At 66.2% G+C, this 21,866-nt stretch carries 19 protein-coding genes and 1 tRNA gene; 9 read left to right on the top strand and 11 right to left on the bottom strand.

Going from position 1 to position 21,866, the window contains the following annotated elements; all coding sequences use genetic code 11:
- Nucleotides 1-147 precede the first annotated feature (147 nt).
- Nucleotides 148-906: a TetR/AcrR family transcriptional regulator gene (locus tag BLR19_RS12025; RefSeq protein WP_091751324.1), complete on the top strand. Its 759-nt coding sequence runs from the start codon at nt 148-150 to the stop codon at nt 904-906.
- A gap of 15 nt (nt 907-921) precedes the next feature.
- Here BLR19_RS12025 and BLR19_RS12030 read toward each other — a convergent pair whose 3' ends face one another.
- Nucleotides 922-1,452, bottom strand: coding sequence for a DUF2306 domain-containing protein (locus BLR19_RS12030; protein ID WP_091751327.1), 531 nt, complete (start codon nt 1,450-1,452; stop codon nt 922-924).
- Between the two features lie 145 nt (nt 1,453-1,597).
- On the opposite strand from BLR19_RS12030, the gene BLR19_RS12035 reads away from it, so the two are divergent.
- Nucleotides 1,598-2,362 carry a LytTR family DNA-binding domain-containing protein gene (locus BLR19_RS12035; protein WP_091751330.1) on the top strand — a complete coding sequence of 255 codons (765 nt, stop codon included), beginning with the start codon at nt 1,598-1,600 and terminating at the stop codon, nt 2,360-2,362.
- A 4-nt stretch (nt 2,363-2,366) separates the two neighbouring features.
- Here the strand turns inward: BLR19_RS12035 and BLR19_RS12040 are convergent, their stop codons facing one another.
- Nucleotides 2,367-2,843 carry a COG3650 family protein gene (locus BLR19_RS12040; RefSeq protein WP_091751333.1) on the bottom strand — a complete coding sequence of 159 codons (477 nt, stop codon included), beginning with the start codon at nt 2,841-2,843 and terminating at the stop codon, nt 2,367-2,369.
- A gap of 79 nt (nt 2,844-2,922) precedes the next feature.
- On the opposite strand from BLR19_RS12040, the gene BLR19_RS12045 reads away from it, so the two are divergent.
- The gene (locus BLR19_RS12045; protein ID WP_091751336.1) at nt 2,923-4,041 is read left to right on the top strand and encodes a DNA cytosine methyltransferase; all 1,119 of its coding nucleotides are present in this window, start codon (nt 2,923-2,925) and stop codon (nt 4,039-4,041) included.
- Nucleotides 4,042-4,111: 70 nt separating this feature from the next.
- Here the strand turns inward: BLR19_RS12045 and BLR19_RS12050 are convergent, their stop codons facing one another.
- The 3 genes from BLR19_RS12050 to BLR19_RS12060 all read right to left on the bottom strand — a co-directional run bounded on the left by BLR19_RS12050 (nt 4,112) and on the right by BLR19_RS12060 (nt 7,977).
- The gene (locus BLR19_RS12050) at nt 4,112-4,471 is read right to left on the bottom strand and encodes a DUF1318 domain-containing protein (protein WP_066553872.1); all 360 of its coding nucleotides are present in this window, start codon (nt 4,469-4,471) and stop codon (nt 4,112-4,114) included.
- A 33-nt stretch (nt 4,472-4,504) separates the two neighbouring features.
- Entirely contained in the window at nt 4,505-4,693 is a 189-nt protein-coding gene (locus tag BLR19_RS12055; RefSeq protein ID WP_055754620.1) for a YnbE family lipoprotein, read from the bottom strand.
- 77 nt (nt 4,694-4,770) lie between these two features.
- Nucleotides 4,771-7,977 carry an intermembrane phospholipid transport protein YdbH family protein gene (locus BLR19_RS12060; RefSeq protein WP_091751339.1) on the bottom strand — a complete coding sequence of 1,069 codons (3,207 nt, stop codon included), beginning with the start codon at nt 7,975-7,977 and terminating at the stop codon, nt 4,771-4,773.
- 318 nt (nt 7,978-8,295) lie between these two features.
- On the opposite strand from BLR19_RS12060, the gene BLR19_RS12065 reads away from it, so the two are divergent.
- Nucleotides 8,296-9,651, top strand: coding sequence for a M23 family metallopeptidase (locus tag BLR19_RS12065; protein WP_091751342.1), 1,356 nt, complete (start codon nt 8,296-8,298; stop codon nt 9,649-9,651).
- Between the two features lie 3 nt (nt 9,652-9,654).
- Here the strand turns inward: BLR19_RS12065 and BLR19_RS12070 are convergent, their stop codons facing one another.
- From BLR19_RS12070 to BLR19_RS12080, 3 genes are all read right to left on the bottom strand, one after another.
- A complete protein-coding gene (locus BLR19_RS12070; RefSeq protein ID WP_091751346.1) occupies nt 9,655-11,331 on the bottom strand; it encodes a TadG family pilus assembly protein in 1,677 nt (558 codons plus the stop codon).
- Nucleotides 11,331-11,756 (bottom strand): TadE/TadG family type IV pilus assembly protein, encoded by a 426-nt coding sequence (locus BLR19_RS12075; RefSeq protein ID WP_091751349.1) that lies wholly within the window; start codon nt 11,754-11,756, stop codon nt 11,331-11,333. Before BLR19_RS12075 ends, BLR19_RS12070 begins: the two co-directional genes overlap by 1 nt.
- 276 nt (nt 11,757-12,032) lie before the next feature.
- Entirely contained in the window at nt 12,033-12,740 is a 708-nt protein-coding gene (locus BLR19_RS12080; protein ID WP_066625181.1) for a response regulator transcription factor, read from the bottom strand.
- 339 nt (nt 12,741-13,079) lie between these two features.
- Here BLR19_RS12080 and BLR19_RS12085 point away from each other — a divergent pair, with 339 nt between their 5' ends.
- From BLR19_RS12085 to BLR19_RS14915, 5 genes are all read left to right on the top strand, one after another.
- On the top strand, nt 13,080-13,670 hold the full coding sequence (locus BLR19_RS12085) for a hypothetical protein (RefSeq protein ID WP_055807932.1): 591 nt from the start codon (nt 13,080-13,082) through the stop codon (nt 13,668-13,670).
- 134 nt (nt 13,671-13,804) lie between these two features.
- Complete coding sequence (locus BLR19_RS12090) at nt 13,805-14,497, top strand: fimbrial biogenesis chaperone (RefSeq protein WP_091751352.1); 693 nt, start codon at nt 13,805-13,807, stop codon at nt 14,495-14,497.
- 105 nt (nt 14,498-14,602) lie between these two features.
- Nucleotides 14,603-17,095 carry a fimbria/pilus outer membrane usher protein gene (locus BLR19_RS12095; protein WP_176758337.1) on the top strand — a complete coding sequence of 831 codons (2,493 nt, stop codon included), beginning with the start codon at nt 14,603-14,605 and terminating at the stop codon, nt 17,093-17,095.
- Nucleotides 17,058-18,032 carry a hypothetical protein gene (locus BLR19_RS12100; protein WP_091751358.1) on the top strand — a complete coding sequence of 325 codons (975 nt, stop codon included), beginning with the start codon at nt 17,058-17,060 and terminating at the stop codon, nt 18,030-18,032. Before BLR19_RS12095 ends, BLR19_RS12100 begins: the two co-directional genes overlap by 38 nt.
- 400 nt (nt 18,033-18,432) lie before the next feature.
- Nucleotides 18,433-18,879, top strand: coding sequence for a helix-turn-helix transcriptional regulator (locus tag BLR19_RS14915; RefSeq protein WP_218119410.1), 447 nt, complete (start codon nt 18,433-18,435; stop codon nt 18,877-18,879).
- 230 nt (nt 18,880-19,109) lie between these two features.
- On the opposite strand, the gene BLR19_RS14885 is transcribed toward BLR19_RS14915, so the two are convergent.
- The 3 genes from BLR19_RS14885 to BLR19_RS12115 form a co-directional block, all read right to left on the bottom strand.
- A tRNA-Arg gene (locus BLR19_RS14885) sits at nt 19,110-19,181 on the bottom strand.
- Between the two features lie 58 nt (nt 19,182-19,239).
- On the bottom strand, nt 19,240-21,660 hold the full coding sequence (locus BLR19_RS12110) for an EAL domain-containing protein (protein WP_091751361.1): 2,421 nt from the start codon (nt 21,658-21,660) through the stop codon (nt 19,240-19,242).
- Nucleotides 21,644-21,866, bottom strand: a 223-nt coding sequence (locus BLR19_RS12115; protein WP_218119411.1) for a hypothetical protein, incomplete at its 5' end; no start/stop codon positions are given. The genes BLR19_RS12115 and BLR19_RS12110, both read right to left, overlap by 17 nt.

The raw sequence follows: 21,866 nt of genomic DNA on the forward strand, positions 1-21,866 counted from the left end.
GATGGACGCTTTTATTCAGCGTTCAATGATTTTCATGGAAACTACCCGGTTTCGGCCGTCTGTCAAACACTGGACTGACGCAGCGTCACTTGGATCGCCGACCGTGGCGCCGTTGCACCGCCGCGGTCGTGCGCCTAGCCTTGCCGGATGAGCAAGCCGGATGCCGCCGCCCCCCTTCCCCGCCCCGTCGCCGCCGCGCGTCGCAAGGCGGCGGGCGCTGCGCCGGCGCGGCGTGGTCGGCCGCCCAAGACCGAGGCCAAGGCGGCGGGCGAGACGCGCGATCTGATCCTGGACGCGGCCGAGGATCTGTTCTCCAAACACGGCTTCTACGGCGTCACCATCCGCGAGGTGGCGCGCGAGGCCGGCGTCGATACGGCCCTGGTCCACTACTATTTTGGAGCCAAGCGCGAGCTGTTCGACGCCGTCTTCCTGCGCCGGGCCGAGGTCTGGAACGACGACCGCGTCGCCGCCATCGACCGCTATGCCGAGACGGCGGGTGACGACATGACGCTGGAGGGCTTGCTGGAGGCCTTCCTGCGGCCGCCGTTCGAATGGTCGCTGAAGGGCGGGCCGGGCTGGAAACATTATTCCGCCCTGGTGGCCCAGACCAACGCCAACCCCAGCTTCGGCGGCGAGACGATGGCGCGCTATTTCGACCCGGCCATCCACCGGCTGATCGAGCTGATCGCCAAGGTGCTGCCCGATGCCAGCGAGGTCGATCTGTATTGGGGCTATCACAATCTGTCGGGCGCCCTGACCCTGACCCTGGGCGAGACGGGACGTCTTGACCGGCTGTCGAACGGGCGGGCGCGATCCGGCGACCTGGAGACAGCCGGCGACTATATGGTCCGGTTCGCGGCGGCCGGGTTCCGGGCAGTGGTCGGGATGTCGTCGCGCCAACCCTAATCCTTGATGGCCTGATCAGTTAGGGCCGAAGAAGATCGCCCACATCAGACGACTAGGCAGGAAGGTGAAGGCGCCGGCGACGATCAGTCCGCCGACGAACATGCCCGTCATGGCGCGCCGGTGAACAGCCACCCGGTGACGGCGGGCGGCGTACACCGCCATGGGCAGGGCGACCACGGTCCAACCGCTGAGCAGATGGATAAGGGACAGGCCGCCGGGTCCGTTCGGATTGAGCTGGTGGACGAAGAAAGAGCTGATCGCCGTCGTCCCCATCGCCACGACCCAGGCCCAGCCCAGGGTCCGGTGCAACCGGTTGCCTTTGACCCCGATCAGCAGGACGACGCCGATCGCCAAGGCCGTCACGGCCGCCGCCACATGGATTTGTATCGCCGTCGGCGACGCCAGCAGCAGGCCCCAGCGCGGGGTGTGAAGCGCAAACCCCATTCGCGCCAGCCGCCCGTCATCCATTGCCAGATAGGCGACGAGCGGAACGATCAGCAGAGCGAGGGCCAGGGCGGACGGGACGAGGCGGGAAAGGCGAGGCATCGGACATCTCCGTTTGCCCGGTCATGCCGCCGCGTCCCGCCCGCCGCATCGGGGCTTTCGCCAACGACCGTCTGTGCTGCGCCAACGCCCACCTGTCTTTCGCGCCCGCCTTTCAACGTGTTGGAAATCATGGTCTCAAGGCGCCATGACAACCCTCGCCGCAGACCGCCGCCGCACCTTTGTCAGGGGCTTGATTGTCGCCGTTTTGGGCGGCGTGTTTCTGGCGACGACCGGGGCGTTCGGCACGGCGGGCGCGACCTTCACTGAGCGACTGGCCTATTGGGTGCTGGTCATGGTGCTGGGCGGACTGTGGGGGCATCTGTGCGGGGTGTTGGTGAGCCGGTTTCTGGATTCGGACGAGCGGCCCTGGTTGACCATCGCGGTCATGGTGGTCGTGATCACCGGCCCGCTGTGCGTGCTGGTCTGGGCGGCGACGGGATTGTTCTTCGCCCAGAGGCTCTATCCGCTGGCGGTGCTGCCGCAGCTGATCGTGCCCGTCGTGGTCATCACGGCGGCGGTGACGACGTTGAACGTCTTTTTGGGGCGGGCCGTGCCGGTCCAGACCCATGCGGCGCCGCCCGAGACAGCGGCCCGCCCGGTTCGGTTTCTGGACCGTCTGCCGATCAAGCTGAAAGGCGCGACGATCCGGGCGGTGCAGGCCGAGGACCACTATCTGCGCATCTACACCGACCGGGGATCGGACCTGATCCTGATGCGGCTGTCGGACGCGGTGGAAGAGCTGGAGGGGCTGGAGGGCGCCCAGACGCACCGCAGCTGGTGGGTGTCGCGCGAGGCGGTGCGCGCCGTCGAACGCGGCGACGGCCGCGCGACCCTGACGCTGGACGGCGGCCTGTCGGCGCCGGTCAGCCGCCGCTACGCCCGGATGCTGCGCGACGCCGAATGGTGGTGACGCTTTAAGGGGCGGGCTGGGTGGTCAGCATCGACGCAGGCGCCGCGCAGCCGGTCAGCTCGTCGTCGCCGATCTCGACCTTGGCCGTCAGCGGATAGGTGCGGTCGCTCATGCCGTCCGAACATTCGGTGGCGATCAGCACGACGTTCAGCGCCTTGTTCAGATTGGTCGAACTGGCGAAGGTCGCGACCGTGCCCTGGACCGTCGCGCCATGGTTGGGCGCGCGCTGGGTCGGCTGATCGACGCGGGTGTAGATCAGGGCGTCCGGCGTGATCTCCACGCCCCAGAAGGGTTCCGTCCCCAGCGCCCTCACCGGCTGGCCCAGATCGACGCCGCCCAGGGTGACGGCGGCCTGGGGCTGCGGCGCCGGCTTGGGCTCGGAATCCTCGCGGTCGTAACAGGCGCTGAGCGAGAGGCCGGCAAGGGCGATGACAATTGGGGCAATGGCGAACGGGGCAGCGGCGAGCGGAATGAGGCGCATGACGGCTCCTTTTGGTTCGGGCGCAGGTGAGGTCCCCGCCGCCCTCGGTCAAGGGGCGCGGCTGGGTTATGCTGGCTCCATGTCGATTCGCCCCACCGCATTCGAGTTCTTCGCCGGGGGCGGCCTGGCGGGTTTGGGACTGTCCGCCGCCGGCATCGACACCGTCTTCGCCAACGACATGGACGGGGCCAAAGCGCGCGCCTTCACGGCCAATCATCCACATACCCCGTTTCGTCAGGGCGATATCTGGACCCTGACCATCGACGATCTGCCGGGACGGCCCGACATGGCCTGGGCTTCGTCGCCCTGTCAGGACGTCAGCCTGGCGGGCGCGCGCGGCGGGCTGGAGGCTGGGCGATCGGGCGCCTTTTGGGGCTTCTGGCGATTGATGCAGGGTCTGGCGGCCCGGGGACGCGGCCCGCGCGTGATCGTGCTGGAGAACGTCATCGGCCTGCTGACTTCTGGTCAGGGGCTGGATTTCGCGGCCGTCTGCACGGCGATGGTCGAGGCAGGCTATACGGTCGGCGCGCTGGAGATGGACGCCGCTCACTGGCTGCCCCAGTCGCGCCCGCGTCTGTTCGTGGTGGCCATTCAGGGCGAAGCGCCGCGCGCGGCCGGTCCGACCCAGCCCTTCCATTCAGCGCGTCTGGTCGCCGCCCACGCACGGCTGCCCGAGGCGGTCAAGGCGGCCTGGGCCTGGTGGTCGCTGCCTGCGCCGCCGCAGCGCAATCTGGACCTGGCGGCCATGCTGGAGCCCGACGACGCCGTCTGCTGGCTGGATGATGCGGACGCTATCCTGGCCCTGGCCGCGCCGCTGCACCGCGCCCGGATCGCGTCGGCCCTGGCCTCTGGACAGCGTTGCGTCGGCGCCGCCTATCGCCGGGTGCGGACCGAGAACGGCCACAAGGTCCAGCGTCTGGAAATCCGGTTCGATGGCTTGGCCGGATGCCTGAGGACGCCGGCCGGCGGCTCATCGCGTCAATATGTGGTGGTGTGCGATCGGGGCTTGGCGCGGGTTCGGCGGCTGACCGGGCGCGAGGCCGCGCGGCTGATGGGCGTGTCGGACGACTATCGCCTGCCGTCCAGCGAAAGCGCGGCGCTGAAGCTGATGGGCGACGCCGTCGCCGTGCCGGTGGTCAGGGCGCTGGCCGAAGGGCTGCTGGCGCCCGCGCTGATGGATCGACGCGCCGCCGCCTGACGCCGTCGACTGATCGCCAAGATAAAAACACCCCCCGGGGCATCGCCCGAGGGGTGGGAAAGGTGTGGTCTTAGCGCTGGACCCACTGGCCCTGGGCGTTGCGGTACCATTGGCCCGAGGAGATGCGGGGCAGCAGCTGGGCCTCGAACATCCGGGCCCCGGCGACATCCGCCGAAGTGCCCGCGTCGGCGGCGCTGCGGGCATAGGCGGCGCGGCGGCCGGAGTTGGTGGCGTCCACCGCGGCGCGCAGGCTGGCGTCCGAGGTCGGGGTGCGGAAGCCCAGATAACCGTCGGCCTGCTCGCCCACGACGCCGGCGGCCTTGGCCTGGTCGATCTGCGCCTTCTGGGCGCTGGTCTGGGCGAGGGCGGCGCCCGCTACGCCCAGGGCCGCAACGGCGGCGCCGATGACGAAGAGTTTGCGGAAGGTCATGTCAGCCTGTCCCTTTCAGAGAGAAGCGGGAAATCAGAAGAGGTTGGGGTTTTGCTGCAACAGCTGTTGCAGCTCCTGGTCCAGACGAACGCGAACGTCGGCGTCCAGCTTGGCGTAGATCTGGATCGGCGCGACCTCGAGACGGATGGTCGGGGCGCAGGCCGCGAGGGCGACGACGACGGCTCCGAACCCGAGGCCGGCCAGTTGGCGCTTGTGGATCATGACATGGGCTCCGGTTCGGCCGAGGGTGATGTCTCTAATAGCACGCCGTCCAATGAACGCGCGCTGAATGGTGAAGTTCAATCGGCAGGCGCCGGGACGGGCGCGGGCGTCGCATCCTGCTGACCCTGGCGCGCGCGATTGACGGCCAGCAGATCCGAGATCAGCTGGTTGGCGTTCAGGGTCGTGTCCAGCGTCAGATCGATCTGTGTGTTCGACGGCAACGGCAGTTTGCGGTTCAGGAACTGGCGGCTGATCAGTTCGCCGATCGTCAGGCGAAGCTCCTGGCGTTTGGGAGGATCGTGGCGGCCGCGAATGTGGAACAGGACCGCCAGACGCCCGCCGTCCAGGCTGTTCACATCGGCGCTGAGCTGATCGAAGGACAGGTTCTCCATCGCCTGATAGGCCAGGTCCTCGACGACGTTCTCCGACACCTCGCCGCCGCCGCCGCTGGCGGCGACGTCGGTCAGGACGTCCCGCTTGATCGACAGGCGGCCCGGCTGGACCGCCTCCAGCCTGCCGGCGGTGATCTTGAGCCCGCGCTTGGGGTCCATGATGAAGGGCAGGCGGCCCGAGACAACGGCGTCCAGCTGAACCTTGTCGTCAAAGCCGGTGTCGGCGACGATATCGCCCAGCTGCACCCGGTCCAGCACGATCACGCCGCTGTAGGGCTGGGTCGCGTCCAGCGGAACGGTGAAGGGCTCGACCGAGACGGTTCCGCCGCCGGCGACGACCTGGGCGCCGTCGATCAGCACCCCGGCCTCGTTGATCGAGAAGGTCACATCCAGCGCCGTGACGGCCGTGCCGACGGCCAGGCTGTCGGCCGTCAGCTTCTGGTTCGGGGCGGTGATCAGGGGCGTCAGGCTGCTGAAGACGATGTCGCCGCGCAGCCCCTTCACGGCCCCGACCGGACTGACGAAATCCAGGCCTGGCGTGACTAGATGGCCGCTGGAGGTCGGTTCGGCGTCCTTGGTCCAGTCGAAACGTCCGTCGAAGCTGACGTTCCCCTCGACCGGCGACTGCAGGAAGTCGGCGGCGAGCGGGCTGAGCATCGCCGGCTGAAGCCCGTGCTCGGCGAAGGTCACCTTCGGGACGGTGATGACGATGCCGCCCGATCCGGTGCGACCGTCATGCGCCAGGGTCAGGCGACCGAGACCATAGGCGGCCGCCGCGCCCGTGCCCTTCAGATCGAAGGCGCCGCTCCAGCGTTCGTTGGCCAGCGTCGCAGATCCGGTGGCGGAAAGCGGTTCGAACCGTTGCGGCGTCAGGGCGTCGATGACGCGGGCGGCGGCCACATTGGCGGTCAAACCGATGCCCGCCTTGGTCCCATCGACGTTGACACGACCCGCGGCGTCGGCGAACCGCATGCCGAGGAAGGGCGCCTGGGCCGAAACCTGACTGAACCCGCCCGCGACGCGCCAGACGCCGTCGCTGGACGTCAACAGCGGACCGGCCTGGGGACACAGTTTGCCGGCGACCAGATGGACGTCGTTCTCGTCCAGCTCAAGCCGCTCGACGGTCAGATCGACGCAGTCGGATGTCGCATAGGTCAGCCGGCCGGCGTTCAGGGCCAGGACGCCCCGCGTCCGGGCGTCGATGCCGCGCGCCAGATCGAAATCCAGTCGGGCGCGACCGTCCAGCGTCGCTTCGAACCCGCCGTCGGTCAGGCGCCAGTTCGGGACCGCGACGGACATTTCCGGCAGGCCCTTGCCGCGCGTGGCGGTCAGGGTCAGCGCCCCGCCGCCCAGTCGCCCCGGCTCGGCCTGATAGGCGCCGCCCTGACCTTGAGCCACCGTCAGGACGCCGCCGTTGGCGGGCGTCAGGGTCACGGGACGCGACAGGGCGACGGTCGTGCCGGCCGCGCCCGTGGCGAAGCGGACGGCGGGCGCATTCAGGGCGAAGCGTCCCAGCGCGCGCTTCATCTCGGCCAGTTCGGCGATGTCGTCGGCGCCGACCGCGCCGAACAGAGGCCAGGCGCCGTCCGCGGCGCGCAACGATCCATTGGCCGCGATCTGGATACCGCCGTCGCTGACCACGTCCAGGTCCACATCGGCGCGACCGCGCTTCAGCGCCAGGTCGCCGAAATAGAAACGGTCGAAGGTCGCGCTCAAAGGGCCTGTCGCCTCGAAGGCCGCATCCTTGCCGCCCAAGGCCAGGTCGCGCGTCGTCAACGACAATCCGGCGATCGTCGTCTGACCCGTCCGTCCCGAAGCTGCGGTCAGGGCCAGCGGCCCCTGCATGCGCCAGCGCACGGCGTCGTCGCGCGACACCGTCAGCTTGCCCCGCGTCGCCGTTGCGGCGACATCGGCGATGCGCAGGTCCGCGCCCTCGACGGCCGCCGCCTTCAGCGCGGTGGTGACTTCGCCGTCCAGCCGGAAGGTTTCGATCCAGCCGGAGACGACGCCGTCGAAGCGGGCGGCGACATCGGCGCTGCGGGCGCTTAGCGTCAAGGTTCCCAGGCGCTCGCCGCTCAGGCGGGCGTCCAGAACCGCCCGGCCGTCGCCACGCCGCGTCTTCAGATCCGGATAGGGCAGATCGCCGGTCAGGGTCAGCGCAGCCCCCTGCCCTCGGGCCGCCGGTGTCGCGAAGCTGTCGGCGGCGGCCGACAGCTTGATCGCCATCCGGTCGCCGGTCGTGGTCAGGTCCAGAAGGCCGGACAGACCCTGAGCCTGCGTCTCCCCGCTCTTCAGCGCGGCCTTCGGTAGACGCGCCGCCAGCCGCATCAGCTTGCCGTCGTCGATCCGGGCGTCAGCCAGCAGGTCGACCGGTCCGTATTCCGTATTCAACCGCCCGCGACCGCCCTCGACGATGACCAGGGGCCCGCGCGAATCCGGACGCGGCGGTCCGCCGGTGAACTCCTTGATCAGCGGATCCAGCGAGCCGAACGACAGTTTTCCGCCCTTCCAACTGGCCCGGACGACCGGTCGCACCAGACGGATGCGGCTGGGGGTCACGCCCAAACCCGACCTGGACCACGGCAGGGCGACGGCGTAATCGACCTCGGCCCGCTCGACCACGACATCGGGATTGTCGGGATCGCCGATGCGGATGCGGCCGACGAAGCCGTCGATTTCGATCCGCTCCACCTCGACATCGGCCGGGATCCCGCGCTGGTCCAGCCAGCCGACGAGGACATTGCGCGCCACCGCGCGGCGATTGAGGTAGATCAGGGCCGCCACCACGCCGATCAGCAGCGCTAGGATCAGAACGCCGACAGCGACGGCGCGCAGGACGCGACGGGTCTTGGCCTGCGGCTTTGGCTTTGGCTTGGACGGTGTGTCGGTCAAACGGATCGATCGCGTGATTGAAACAGCGGGCCGTCCACCTTGGTCATCCTTGTCTCCAGCACAAGATCAAAGCGTGACGGTCGGTCGTCGGCGCCCGCTTCCTGCCGGTCAAGCTGGGCCAGATAACGGCGAATCGACTGGTCGGGATCCCCGCACCGTCGAGCTTTGTCTGACGTACGTTAACCGTTTGTAACGGTCTGCTTTCCAAAATGAGACAAGCGCGGTATAGGACCGCCTTCGCGCCACGGGCGATACGGCGCGATCTTCGAGAACGAGTAAAGCTTTGGCGCCGAAGGCGTCGCAATACGACGGGGACCGATGGCTCAGTTCGACCCACGCCGCCAGCCGACGCGGCTCGCGCCGCATATGCTCACGGCGGCCGCTGCAATCTCGGTGGCGATGCTCGCTGGTCGAGCTTATCAACCCGCTCAGGCCGAAGAAGTTCCCGCCCTGACTTCGGCTCAGATGGCGGCCATGGAGGCCAAGGCCTTCGCCGCCGCCAATGCGCCCGCCGGCCTGACCGCGCCCGAGGCCGTCAACGTCCAGATCCGCCGCGGTGAAACCTTCGAACAGGCCGTGCGCCGCACCGGCGTCGCCCCCGAAGAAGCCAGCGCCGTCGCCGCCACCGTCGCCAACGCCTTCGACCTGGCCGATCTGCGCGCCGGACTGAAGTTCGAAACCGCCATCGCCAAACCGCGCAACGGCCGGGGCGACGCCCGCCTGATCGGCCTGACCATGCGCACCGGCCCGGCGTCGCAACTGACAGTGTCGCGCAGCTTCGACGGCGCCTTGCGCCTGCGTTCGCTGGAAGAAAAAGTCACCCATGAGACCGTCGTCCTGAAGGGCGATGTCGAGCGCAGCCTGTCGGCCAGCGCGCGTGAACTGGGCGCCACCGCCTCCATCGTCCGTTCCGCGAGCCGCCTGTTCGCCACCAAGTTCGACATGCAGCGCGACATCCGCGCCTCCGACGAGTTCACCATGGTCTTCGACCGTGAAGTGACCGAGGCCGGACGCACGGTGGACGTGGGCGACCTGATGTACGCCGAACTGCGCGGCGTCACCTTCTATCGCTTCAAGCCCGCCGGCGCGAAGGAAGCTCAGTTCTTCGACTCGAACGGCAAGAACCTGCGCTCCGCCATGATGCGCACGCCGCTGCAGAGCTTCCGCCGCGTGTCGTCCAACTTCGGTTTCCGCACCCACCCGATCTCGGGCTACAAGAAGATGCACCAGGGCATCGACTTCGCCGCCGGAACCGGCACGCCGGTCGTGGCCCCCGCCGATGGCGTGGTGGTCGAGGCGCGCCGCTGGGGCGGGTATGGCAACTGGCTGCGCATCCGCCACAACAACGGCCTGGAAAGCGGCTACGGCCACCTGTCGCGCTACGGCTCGGGCATCCGCGCCGGCCAGCGGGTCAGCCAGGGTCAGATCGTCGCCTACGTCGGCTCGACCGGCGCCTCCACCGGTCCGCATCTTCATTATGAGCTGTGGCGCGGCGGCCAGCGGATCAATCCCGCCGGCGTGCGCACCCAAGAGGGCACCGAACTGGCCGGCGCCGACCTGACCGCCTTCCGCGCCGAAAAGGCCCGCATCGACCGCATCATCGCCTCGGGCGGTCAAAAGCGTCCGGCCATGCAGCAGGCCTCGGCCGAAGGCCTGCGGCCCGCCCGCGGCTAAGGGTCAGCCGACCAGACGCGGGGTCGCGCGCCCCGGTGTCGGGCAGGACAGGCCGTGGACCGTCACATCGGCCTCGCCCAGCTTCAGGCCCAACAGGTCCAGTACCGGACTCAGCGCGCCGTCCAGCACCGGCCCCAGCGGCTCCAGCAGCCGCCCCAGCGCCTTGGTCAGGTCGCCGAGCCCCAGGCCTAAGCCGATCACGTTCACATCCACGTCCAGCCGCGCCAGCAGGCTGGTGACCGCCCCGCTGGCGAAGCCGCGCGAGGCCATGGTCTTGGTGCGCTGATTGTCGATGTCGCCAGCGTCGAACCTTAGCGGCCTGAAACCGATGTCCGCCGCCTCGACATCGGCCTTGCCGGTGATGCTGACCAGGCCCAGGACCGACAGCAGGGTCGCGCGCTGGGGCGTCAGCGGGGTCTTGAAGTCGCCCAGCCTGGCCTCGTCCACCACACCGATCGATGCGCGCGCCAGGCCCGGCCGCACATCGACCTCGACCGCGCGCGCCGGACCGCAGGACAGCGACTTCAGCCGCGCCTCGGACGCCGCCAGTTCGATCAGGATCGGTAGTTCGACCCGCGCCAGACCCGACAGGGATTGCGCCGTCCTGGCCCGCACATAGAGCCGGGCCTGAGCCGTGCGGATGATCGGCTGGCCGTCGTCCGTCACCGTCAGCCAGGGCGAGCGATTGGGGCGTTCGCCGATCGCCAGGCTGGTCTTCAGATCGGCCAGCCCTGTCGGCACGCCCAGATTCAGCGCAATCTGCCGATCTCCGCCCCCGACCTCCAGCATGGCCATGACCAGATCCATGGCCGACACCGAGGCGTCCAGTCCCTCGCGGATCCCGTCGGGCGAACGCGCCTCCAGCCCGATCAGATCGCCCAGCCTGACCTTTGTCCCGACCGAGGCCGAGGCCAGCTTGCCCAGCGCCCCGCCGTCCTGGCCGCCCGCCACGCGCTCCAGCACCCTCAACGCGCGGCCGGCGTCGACCTGGGTGGCCAGAAGCCGGTCGTAGTCGCCGACCTGGACGCCCAGATCGGTCGCCAGGGCGTCGGTAAACCCCAGCAGATTGATGTCCAGATCGATCAGACGACGATAGTCCATGACGCTGAGCGACACCTTGGACCCGGTCAGGCCGCCGAGCACCTGATTGGCCACGCCGCCGTCCAGTCGCGCCAGGCGCGACCCGATCGCGATCATGGCCTTGGGCGTCCCGCCGCCCGTCGTCGCCGTGGCCCGGCGGGTGACCCGCACCTGATCGCGGCCCAGCAACAGCGGCGTGAAGAACATCGGGGCGCGACTGGTGACCTCGACCCGTGCGGCGTTCGGCTTCACCCCGCCTGTCATGAACCGGTCATTGCGCGCCTTGGCCGGATCGGGCGTGTAGACGCCCAGCGTCGTCGCCACCGTGACCGAGACGTCGGGCGCCACATTGGCCTCGACCGTCGCCTGGGCCGCGCGCAAGACCGCACCCTCGCCCTGCGCCAGGTTTCGCACCGCCGACAACGCCGCGAGATCCGCCGCCCCCTGAACCCGGCGCGTGTGCAGGACTAGAACGCCCAGGTCGATCACCGCCGCCGTGAACAGGCACAACAGACCGCCTGCGACCGCCGCAATCACCGCCACCGCCCCACGCCGATCGGCGCCGAACCGGAGCGGCAGACAAGGCGCCCGGACGCTCATCAGTAGTCGCCCACATGGATGACCGCCGAACGCCGTATCACAGGCGGCGGACGCGGCAGCATTCCGCCCAGCGCCATGATCAGACTGTCGCTTGCGTCATAGACGACGACGACCCGCAGGCGGCCGGCGTCCTCCCTCACCTCGATGGTCGTGTGATCCGGGTTCAGCGCCACGCCCCGCACCGCCTCGCTGACCTCGCGCCGCGCCAGACCGTCGCGCTCGGCAGCGTCCAGCCCCCCGATCGCCGCCCTGGCTCCTTCCGACGCCAAGGCCTGAACCGACAGGGCCATCAAAAACCAGCCGCCATAGACGACGATGCCGATCAGCAGCAGGACCAGAATCGGCCCCACCAGCGCAAACTCCACCGCCGCCACGCCCTCGCGCCCGCGCCGCCTTGCAGAAGGAATGGGTCCGAACGTCCGCATACCAACCTCACGATTACCATCATGGGTTGTATATCAGGCACAGTTAAGCGTTCGTGTGGCCGGCGCCATATCCATTCTACGGCTTCTCGCAGGTACAATCGCGCGCGAACACCAAGGCATCTGCCCGGCGCAAATAGCGGGCCGGGAGATTGCCACGAAAATCGGACCGCCCCTGAAGGTGTAGCTCGATAAGCCGCTGCGTCGCGGACCGAACGGCATGTTCACGCAATGGCCCGCCAAACGGAACCTACGTCTCCGCCTGAATCTTGCCCTTGCCTAAAGACCCGCGAAGTCCACAGCCTTGGCGAATAGTTCGCCACGACTGCTGACGTCCAACTTGCGATAGGCATGTTTGATGTGAGTGCGCAGTGTCTCGATGGAGATGTCCTGCTTTTGAGCAATACGCCCCGTCTCCATCCCCGCCAACATCATCGTCACGATGTGTTTTTCGCAGGGTGTCAGGTGGTGAATCTGGAGCATTGCTTCGTACGAAACACGGTCCGCCATTCGGTGTGCGGCAAAACCTATGCTGTCGTCATCGCCGGGTATCAGTTGTTGACAGCGCAAAAGCCATTGTCGATCCGCATCCGTCGACGTGACCGCATAGATCGCTTGGCCGGGCACAGCGTCTCTCAGAAGGCGCGCCAGCGCCGCAGCCGTCTGAGCACTGTCGGAGACAAGATGGTCGTCAATGAGCCGGAACACGCCGGCGTCCTTCAACATTCGATAGGCGGCTTCGTTGGCCCAACCGATTCGTCCCGATCGCGATAACAACATCCTGGCGCGGGGATCGATGTTGACCCAAGCCGCGATGGCGCGAGACCAAGGCGGTATGAGATCGGCGTCATCGTCGAAGTTCAGGTTCGCCTGTCGTGGATCGCAGTCGCCGATTTCACTCCCGACAGCAAGAAAGCCCGTCACGCCCACAATCATCTCAACCCTCCCTCGTGGCTGGGCCTCGATGCTCGACACGTAAACAGCCATTCCAAGCGTCGAGCGTTCTCAGGCGCAGTTCACCACACCGTCCTATCCACAGACCGGGCCAATTGACATACCCGAGTTAGGGGAGTGACGGCCGTCGAAGCCGATCCAGCTCAATACCGCTCGCCAAGTGGCGTCGAACTTTCACACCAACACGCTGGCGCAGCTTCAAGGTGTGTCCTTGCACCACCAATAATGATGCGCAGATCGACTAAGCAATCATCGATAGTGTCTTTGACGATGCGACGCCGCCTCCAGCGGTGAATAGATGATGACACCACGACATTGTGGCGCCCGCCCAGTCTCATTGGGCGGGAAAATATTGAAAAGCTGGAGGATAATATGCGGACCTATATTATTGCAGCGGCGACTGCCGCTGCGGCCTTGCTGGCGATGCCGGCTGTGTCGAGCGCACAGACCAATGTGACCGTCTCGACCACCGTGACCAACTTCTGCGGCATCGGCTTGGCCAATGTTGCAGGCGGAAACGTCGCGGTCGCCAACGGCGTACGTCAGAAGGTCACCACATTGCGGATGTCGTGCAACGCCGCCAGCGGCGCCAAACTGACATCAAGCGCCGCCAACGGCGACTTCAAGTCGGCGGCAGGCAAGCTGATCAACTACGATTGGGATCTGTCCGTGCCGGAAATCCCCAGCCTGGGCTTTGCGGCCAACGACACCTATCCCGGCGAACCTGCCCAAGTCACCAACTCTGGCGGCTACAGCCAAAAACTGGCTGACGGCGTCTTCGGCGATCTGTTCCTGAACCTCTGCTACAACGTCCCCGGCGGCAGCGGTGTGGGCGGAACGCAGGGCGATCCGAGCAACCCCGGCTCTTCGGGTTGCGCTGCCTCCCCGTCGGGTCCAGGCGCCGCCTCGGCTCCGGCCGGAACCTATACTGAAACCTTCACCTTCTCGCTCGATCCCGCTTGATCGTCGCGAAATGCAGGGGCCGCCCTCGGACGGCCCCTGCTTCTTCGTGAGAAGTCTGACAACACAACGGGGCAACAATGACACGTCGTGTATTCGCGACACTGATGGCCGCAACGGCTTTAACGACAGTCCTGATGGCAGGCGCGACTGCACCGGCCAAGGCCATGGACGTGTCGCCCATGATCTCGAAGATCACGCCATCCGGCAATGGGTCCAGCTATCGGATGACCGTCAGGAACGACAGCGCCACACCAGCGACGGTCGAAATCGAGACCTATCGCATGCAGGTCGATGATAACGGCGCCCGGTCTCTGGTCGAAGACGACAAAGACATCACGGTGTTTCCTGTCCAGTCCGTCATCCCGGCCAATCGCGAGCAGGTGATCCAAGTCCGCTACACAGGCGACGCTACCGAAGAGGGCCGTATGTATCTGGTCCGCGCAGCTCAGTTGCCGATCAATATGCAGACAACGCCCAGCGACGGCGGCGTCGGCGCTGACATTCAGGTCGCCTTCACGATCAATACCTATGTGTTCGTGGCCCCGCCCAGAGCGCGCGCCGAAGTGCAGGTCACTGCCGTGTCGCGCGAGCCGAACGGCGACGTCATCCTGACCGCCCATAATTCAGGGACCGGCTTCGCCTATATCCGCGAGTCCAGGATTATCCTGAAGACGGCGGACGGACAGTCGCATGAGGTGCCGGCCGCCGAAGTGGATGTCGGACAGGTCAGCGTGATCGCCGGCGGCGCCACGCGGCAGGTGAAGATACCGGCGGCCCTCGCCGCATCGGCATCCGGCGACCTCACCGCTTCCATCGTGCTGCTGTGAGGGCCGGCGATGGCCCGCGAGTCCCTCAAGGGCGGGCGGTCCGGAGCGCGAACCGCTTTTCGCCGCATCGGGGCCGTCGCCTGCATGGGGGGCGGATTGGCTACCGTGGCGCATGCCGCTCCCGTCGTGCTGACCGATGAGGTCATGCGCACGGCGCCGCCGGACTATTCCGCCGTCGTAGCCATCGATCGAGACGAAAGCGAAGGCCCAGTTACCGAAGCTTCGCCACCCATTCAGGACCAGTCTGCTTCGGTCAGGCCATCCTCGGTCTTTACGCCGATCCAGGGGCCGCTCACGCTCGACGGCAAATATCTTGGCGACATCAGCGGCTCGGTCGACGCCCAGGGCCAGGGACTGGTGGATGCGACAGGCCTGCTGGACCTGTTGAAGCCTCAGATCGGGTCCGAACTCTTCACCACCCTGTCAGGCCGGATCGCGACACAGACGAAGGTCAATATGGCGGACCTTGTCACCGACACCTTCTCTCTGACCTTCGATCCCCTGTCTCTGACCTTCGTTGCGACATCCACGCCGGAAAGCCGAGCACGGCGCGATGTCGGCTTCTCCCAGACCCCGGTGATCGACCCTGCCGCCTTCGATCAACCGGCGGACTTTTCGGCCGGCGCGAATATCACCCTAGCCCAACTCTACTCCCACACAGACACTCGTTTTTCGCCGCTACAGGGCGGCATCGACTTTTTCGCCAACCTCGGCGGGTTTGACGGCGTCACGCTGACCACCGGCGTCGATTACGACGGGAACAACACACAAGGCCGCTGGCAACGCCGCGAAATCCGTCTGACCAAGGACATCTTCAAATCCGCCGTGCGTCTGACCGCCGGCGAGTTCGCGCCCCCCATCGACAGTTTTCAGGGCTCGCAAAGGTTTTTGGGGCTATCGGCCGCACGCGCGTATTCAACCATTCGACCATTCCAGAACGTGCGTCCCGCAGGGCGCCGGCAGTTCATCCTAGACCGTCCGGCCTTGGTCGTCGTCGAGGTCAACGGCGTCGTGGCGGAACGGATCCGTCTGGACGCCGGCCCCTACTCCATTGGCGACTTTCCCTTCGCGCAAGGCGCCAACACGGTTCGCCTGCTCGTCGAAGACGACAGCGGTCGGCGCGAGATCGCTGTGTTCGACCTGTTCGGCGGCGCCGGGCTGCTGGATCGCGGCGTGTTGGATTTTGGCGTGTCGGCCGGACTGCTAGAAGAAGGCGGAGATCTAAAATACGGCTCGACGCTGGCCGCGAGCGGCTTTGTTCGCAAGGGCCTGTCCGACGTTCTGACCGTCGGCGTCAACGCTCAGATCGCCGACCGAAAAGGGCAAGCCGGGGCGATAGCGACGTGGGGTTCCAAACTGGGTCTGATCCAGCTGAGCAGCGCCGCCAGCCACAACGGCGACACCGGAAGAAACGGCTACGTCGCCTCTGTCGACTATCTCCTCGAAAGGACTTTGGGCAAGACCGCTGATGCGCGCCTTGTGGCGTCGGCCCAGGCGACCAGCCGCTATTTTCAGAGCGCCTTCGATCCGTCCGCGTTCAACAACGAGAAATGGCGCGCCGCCGCGCGGCTGCTTGTGCGTTTTCGTGACTATTCGATCAGCGGCGGCGTCGCCTTCGTAAAGGGTCGCGAACAAAAGGATCGCACCGATTTCAGCCTGGGCCTGGGCCGCACTTTCCGTCGTTTCGCGGTCAATCTGGCCTGGCAGCGCGGGTCCACCGAAGATGGCCGCGACGAGGACCGCTTCGGACTGACGCTGACGTCGCGCTTCGGCGGGCGCTGGAGCACCACGGCGCGCTACGACACCGACAACGACCTGCGTGAGGTTGGGGTGTCACGCGCATCTTCGGGCCGCCTCAACGACTTGAGCGGCGACTTGCGGCTGTCGCAAGATCGAACCAACCAAGCGATCACGGCGGACCTGCGCTACATCAATAATCGGTTCGACGCCGAACTCGTATCGAACCGGCTGGTTTCGTCCGAGCCCGGCGGGGTCACGCGCCAGGAGTCGTTGTGGCGAATGTCGACGATGATCGGTTACGCCGGCGGCGCCTTTGGCGTCGGACGTTCGGCGCGCGAGGGCTTCGTCATCGCAACGCCCCACCCTACCCTCTCCCGTTCGCGCATCAAGCTGACGGATTCCAGCGGCAATACGGTCGCGCACAGCGGATGGCTGGGTCCGGCTCTGGTCGGCTTGGATCGCGGCTATGGCGTCAATCGCTACGAGATCGAGGCCGATCCGCTGCCGCAGGGCTATGACCTGGGTAGTGGTGTGGTCAACATCTTCCCGGGCTACGGCAACGGGTACCGCTTCGTGGTGGGTAGCGACGCGTCGCGCACCGCGCGAGGCGTCCTGATGTCCGCCAATGGGCCGGTCGCTCTGGCCGGCGGCGTCATCCAAGCGGCAGGCGCTCCGGCTGATGCCGAGGGCAAGCCCTTCTTCACCAACCGCTCCGGGCGTTTCGTCGCCGATGGCCTGGCTCCGGGTCGCTATCGCCTGGTGATCCAAGGCGCCGTGGTGGGAGAATTCGTGATTCCCGAGAAAGTGGAAGGAACAGTCGATGTCGGCGAAATCCGCACGTCCCCGCCGTCGCCGTAGGCGCAAGGCGCAAGGTGACCGAAAGATCCGGGTTCCAACCTGGTCTGAAACGCTGACCGTCATCGTCTCGCTGGTCCTGGCGGCTATTCTGGCCGTGACCGCCTCCAAGGCGAGAGCCTGCGACCTTGCCCTGGCCCAGAGCCCCAGCACTGTCGTCATCAACTACAATCCTTTCGCTGCGGGACCGTCGAGCGGCGCCATCGATCTGGGTCTGAAGAACCAGGCAGACGAGGTCTGCGAGCTGCGGCTGTCCGTCGTGGACGACGGCGGGGCGATTGTGTCCGGGCTGGCCCTTGGGGGCGTGGGGGTACAGTTCCGCCCGCGAGAGGCGTCGGGGCTTCAGACGTCCGACGTCGAGCCTGGCGTCTTCCGTTCCACGCTCGCCGGCAAGGCGACAGGTCAGGCGCAGCTGGACGCCGCCATCGTCGTGGACGCCGTCCCCGACGCCGGAACCTACGCCACCGACTTGAAGCTGCTGATCAAGGACGCCGATGGAACGGCCTTGCTTGCCCCAATCCCGGTCCGTATGCAGTTGGTCTCCACGCCCCGAGCACAACTGAACCTGGCTGGCGCCGCTGGCGCCTTTGGTTCGGGTTCCAGTGTGGAGGTGGTCGATTTCGGTGACGCCTCTACCGGCCTGACGCGGCGCATCTTCATCCAGGTCCGCGCCAACGCACCGTCGGTCATCGCGATCATGTCCGAACATCGCGGCCTGATGCAGCGTCAGGGCGACGCGGAGACCACGTCCGCCGTCGCCTACGCCGTCGAGCTGGACGGGACGCCGGTCGATCTACAGGCGACCTGGACCAAGGAGGTCGATCCGCCCCGCACCCTCGCCGGCATGTCGCTGCCGATGCTGTTCACCTTGGGCAAGATCAAGGATCAGATGGCCGGTCGCTATCAGGATGTGCTCGCTATCGACATATCGCCCCGCTGACGAGAGATACCCCATACTGGTTAGCCCATAGCGGCGATTACGACCCGACCGTCAAACTGGTAACAAAGTTAACGCGATGAGCCGGCTGTTTGGAGGAGCCGGCACACACAGATCGTAAGCTTGAGGCTGACAGCCCTATCCGGGTTTGGACAGCCTGCGGAAATGGGTGGCGCAAATGTATGAGCAAAAGATAGCGGCGTCGTCGCGAACAGACGGCCGTGCTGTTTCAGCAATCCTGCAAGGAGAATTTGGGCAGCGCCCGGCGCCAATCAGATCAACCGGAAATCCGACACCCCTGCCCCGTGCGGACTGCACCGCCTGGTTCGAACACGACATTCTCGCCCGGTTCGTTCTGGATCCTCAGGGCTGCGTAATCCACGCCAACGCCAATGCCAGAGCCATGATTGCAGCGGGTGTGCTGGGCGCTGGCGGGGCCTTCATCTGCCCCTCCCATCGCAATCGTGGCGAGTTCGACGCCTTGGCCAACCGTTTGCTGCAAGGACGACAATCGCACGGCCGCCTTCTGCTTCGCGCCGGCGATGACGCCTGGTGCCTGCTGGATCTGGCGACGACGCCCGATGCGATCGACCGCATCTTCGCCACGGCGCGCCCGGCCCACTGCATGGGCGTGGAGGTTATGGAGCCGCTACGCGCCATCTTCGGTCTGACCCGGGCCGAACTCCTGGTCCTTTCCCATCTGACCCAAGGCGAGGCCCCGAAGGACATCGGCCGAAAGATGGATATGTCGATCCACACCGTGCGCGCCCACCTGCGCGCCATCTGCATGCGCATGGGCGTCAAAGGCATTACCGGCGCCCTGAGACTAAGTTTTCAACTCATAAACTGACGCTGGATGCGCGTGGCTATCAGAACCGTCCCGCCGCACGCTCCCATGTCTTCCGTCAAGACAATGATGGACCGGGCCACATAACTTCGGCGGCGCGGTTCGCGAACCGGTGACGTGCTGGATGCTGATTAGACCATCCGAGCCGAGCGCCGACTTCAAAGAATGGTGCAAAACGACTGTAACCATGCGTCCATGAACACGCGCGCTGATCATCAAGTCATTGGAAGAAGTGGCGCACCCGGAGCGATTCGAACGCCCGACCCTCAGATTCGTAGCCTGGGAAAATATGCCCAATTTTCTGCACGTTAGAACCATCAATCCTGTAACGAGCGCCAATCGCGTGCTGCCCCAAGCCTCATGTTATGATCCCCTCAAGCTATATGCAGCGGTGCCTAGATGGGTGTCGGACAGAACTTTTGTGCTGTCGGATGGTGTCAAAAAACTCACCAGACCTTCAAAAGGCAGTGGTCGCGAGACCCAGTAGCCCTGGATGGTGTCACATCCCAGAGCCGACAGGGCGTCAAACACTTCCTTGGTCTCGACGCCCTCAGCCACCACGGTCATGCCCAGGCCGTGGGCGAGATCGACGGTCGATTTGATAATCAGACGATCGCGCCCGCTGTCGCGGACATCTAGGATCAGGGAGCGGTCAATCTTCAACTCGTCGGCGTTCAGCATTTTCAGATAGCTGAGCGAAGATAAGCCGGCGCCGTAGTCGTCGATCGAAATCCGCACCCCCGCCGCTCGATAGGCCGCGATCGCCTGAGCCGCGATTTTCGGGTTTTCGATGACGGCGGTTTCCGTGATTTCGAAGATCAGATCGGCGTCGCAGCCCTCGATCAACTGGAGCGCACGCGCTTGGAAGGCCTCGTCCACAAGGAGCCGTCCCGACACGTTCAGAGCGATGGCCAGATGAACGCCCCGAGCCCTGAGCGCGGCCTGATCCTCGATCGCTTTGACGATGCTCCATTCGGTCAGGACCCTGATCTGTCCCGTCTGTTCGGCGATCGGAATGAACAGGTCCGGCCCGATCCGACCCCGCACCGGATGATGCCAGCGGCAGAGCGCCTCGACAGAAGCCGTTGAGCCATCCGAGGTCTTGCGCTTGGGCTGATAGTGCAGACTGACGTCGCTCCTGCGCAGGGCGTCGCGAAGTTCCGACATCAGGGCAAGGTTGTTGTCGGGATCGACAAAGGACGCCTCGTCATAAAGCACCGTACGGTCGTCCGAGAGATCGGCCTGGTTAAGCGCCGTCGTCGCCCGTTCGATCAGGGCGTCGCCGCTCGCCGAATGCGTATCCTGCGAGGCGCTGCCGATGCGGACGAACAAATCCAGAGGCTGGCCGTCGACGATGAAGGTCGTTTCCACGGCGCGAAGCGATCTGGCCAAGGCGTGTTGCTGATCGACGGACAGATCGGCCCGCGAGAAGGCGAGCACCGAGGACGCGATTTGCGCCACCAGGTCCACGTCGGCCAAATTGGCCAAGCGGTCGGCGAGCTGTACCATCAAGGTGTTGGCGACGTCATAACCGACGACCCCGCGCATCTCCGCATGGCGATCCACGCCGATCGCAAACACGGCGACATTGGTTTCGGCTGTGGCGATGAGATCGTCGATGCCCGCCAGCAGGGCTCGGCGGTTGGGAAGCCCTGTTTCCGGCTGATGCATCGCCAGATGAAGCAGGCCGGCCTCTCGCGCCTGCACGATCGCCTTGGCTTGCCTCGTCAGCTCCACGCGGGTCGCCCAGATCGCCATCAGTGTCTGCGTGAAAAGAAGCGCGGTGATGTCGATGCTGACCGGAAGCGAGGCCTGAAGCACGATTGGAGCGATGACGATCAAGGCCGTGATGGCGACATGGCGCACGACCAACCGCCATAGAGCGGCGCCCCCGCTTCTGACAGGCTGCAGCGCCGCGACGAGCCCGGCGCAGAGGATCAGAAGTGCCAGCGGGCTAAGGCTGACCAAGGCCCGTCCGTCAGCGATACTTTCGTAGGCGAGGGCGTGGATGATGACGCCGGGCAACAGCCCGACGGGTGTGGCGAACTCGTCGCCAAGTTCCAGGGCCGTCGCCCCCATCAGGACCTTCTTGCCGCGCACGAGCGAGGGGTCGAAGTGGCCGCTGTAGACGTCCTCGAAACTGAGATGGGGGATCGATTTCTGCTCGATCCCGAAATCGACGGTGAAAGCGCCCTGACGCACCGAGGCATCGGCCAGGAGGGCCGCGACCGATGGCGGCGCTTCATCTGAGGCGCCGTAATCGTAATGGCGCACCCTTCCGTCGCCATCCACCGGCACATTGACCGACGCGAGCAAGGACTCGTTCAGAAGCGGTCCGATCGGGCGGTTGCCCGATCTGCGTGTTTCGCCGGCGCCATACGACTCCATCTGCTCAAAGGTCGCCAACGCCACCTGAAAGGGATGGCGCGATACGGCCGCCGCCAGCGCCTGATCGGACGCGGGGTTCGACGGCGCGCTGAAATCGACATCGACGGCGACCAGGGTCGCGCCGGCCGCAATCAGATTGTCGATCGCCTGGGCATATCGTCGCCGGTCCCATGGCCAGGCTTCTGCGGCGACCAGGCTTCGGGAATCGATCTCGACGATTGTCAGGCTCTGGCTGGCAGGCCGCTTCAGAAGCGAGAACCGCGCAGAGGCGATGACGTCATCTAGAGGCCGGAAGGCGTGCGCGAGCATTCCAACGCCCGCGAACGCCAGGATCAGCACCGACCAAACGACGACAGAAAGTCGACGTCGACCGAGTTCATCAGCAGCGGCGCGCATGGTCACCGCTTCGGAGGCCGAGGACCACCCTTGCCGGGATCATCTTCACCGGGATGGCCATGGCCGGGATTTCCATTGCCTGGGTTGCCCGAGCCAGGGTTGCCGTTGCCCGGGTTGCCGTTTCCAGGACGGTCGTCGCCGGGCTTACCCCTGCCAGGATCATCTCCACCCGGATTGCCGGAACCGGGATTTCCGTTTCCAGGATT

This window comes from Brevundimonas sp. 374 (assembly GCF_900102995.1).
Classification (GTDB): domain Bacteria; phylum Pseudomonadota; class Alphaproteobacteria; order Caulobacterales; family Caulobacteraceae; genus Brevundimonas; species Brevundimonas vesicularis_C.

What these genes read in the sequence shown, in the direction of transcription:
- BLR19_RS12025 (WP_091751324.1), top strand. Translation starts at nt 148, where the DNA reads ATGAGCAAGCCGGATGCCGCCGCCCCCCTTCCCCGCCCCGTCGCCGCC.
- BLR19_RS12030 (WP_091751327.1), bottom strand. Translation starts at nt 1,452, where the DNA reads ATGCCTCGCCTTTCCCGCCTCGTCCCGTCCGCCCTGGCCCTCGCTCTG.
- BLR19_RS12035 (WP_091751330.1), top strand. Translation starts at nt 1,598, where the DNA reads ATGACAACCCTCGCCGCAGACCGCCGCCGCACCTTTGTCAGGGGCTTG.
- BLR19_RS12040 (WP_091751333.1), bottom strand. Translation starts at nt 2,843, where the DNA reads ATGCGCCTCATTCCGCTCGCCGCTGCCCCGTTCGCCATTGCCCCAATT.
- BLR19_RS12045 (WP_091751336.1), top strand. Translation starts at nt 2,923, where the DNA reads ATGTCGATTCGCCCCACCGCATTCGAGTTCTTCGCCGGGGGCGGCCTG.
- BLR19_RS12050 (WP_066553872.1), bottom strand. Translation starts at nt 4,471, where the DNA reads ATGACCTTCCGCAAACTCTTCGTCATCGGCGCCGCCGTTGCGGCCCTG.
- BLR19_RS12055 (WP_055754620.1), bottom strand. Translation starts at nt 4,693, where the DNA reads ATGATCCACAAGCGCCAACTGGCCGGCCTCGGGTTCGGAGCCGTCGTC.
- BLR19_RS12065 (WP_091751342.1), top strand. Translation starts at nt 8,296, where the DNA reads ATGGCTCAGTTCGACCCACGCCGCCAGCCGACGCGGCTCGCGCCGCAT.
- BLR19_RS12070 (WP_091751346.1), bottom strand. Translation starts at nt 11,331, where the DNA reads ATGAGCGTCCGGGCGCCTTGTCTGCCGCTCCGGTTCGGCGCCGATCGG.
- BLR19_RS12075 (WP_091751349.1), bottom strand. Translation starts at nt 11,756, where the DNA reads ATGCGGACGTTCGGACCCATTCCTTCTGCAAGGCGGCGCGGGCGCGAG.
- BLR19_RS12080 (WP_066625181.1), bottom strand. Translation starts at nt 12,740, where the DNA reads ATGGCTGTTTACGTGTCGAGCATCGAGGCCCAGCCACGAGGGAGGGTT.
- BLR19_RS12085 (WP_055807932.1), top strand. Translation starts at nt 13,080, where the DNA reads ATGCGGACCTATATTATTGCAGCGGCGACTGCCGCTGCGGCCTTGCTG.
- BLR19_RS12090 (WP_091751352.1), top strand. Translation starts at nt 13,805, where the DNA reads ATGGCAGGCGCGACTGCACCGGCCAAGGCCATGGACGTGTCGCCCATG.
- BLR19_RS12100 (WP_091751358.1), top strand. Translation starts at nt 17,058, where the DNA reads ATGTCGGCGAAATCCGCACGTCCCCGCCGTCGCCGTAGGCGCAAGGCG.
- BLR19_RS14915 (WP_218119410.1), top strand. Translation starts at nt 18,433, where the DNA reads ATGATTGCAGCGGGTGTGCTGGGCGCTGGCGGGGCCTTCATCTGCCCC.
- BLR19_RS12110 (WP_091751361.1), bottom strand. Translation starts at nt 21,660, where the DNA reads ATGCGCGCCGCTGCTGATGAACTCGGTCGACGTCGACTTTCTGTCGTC.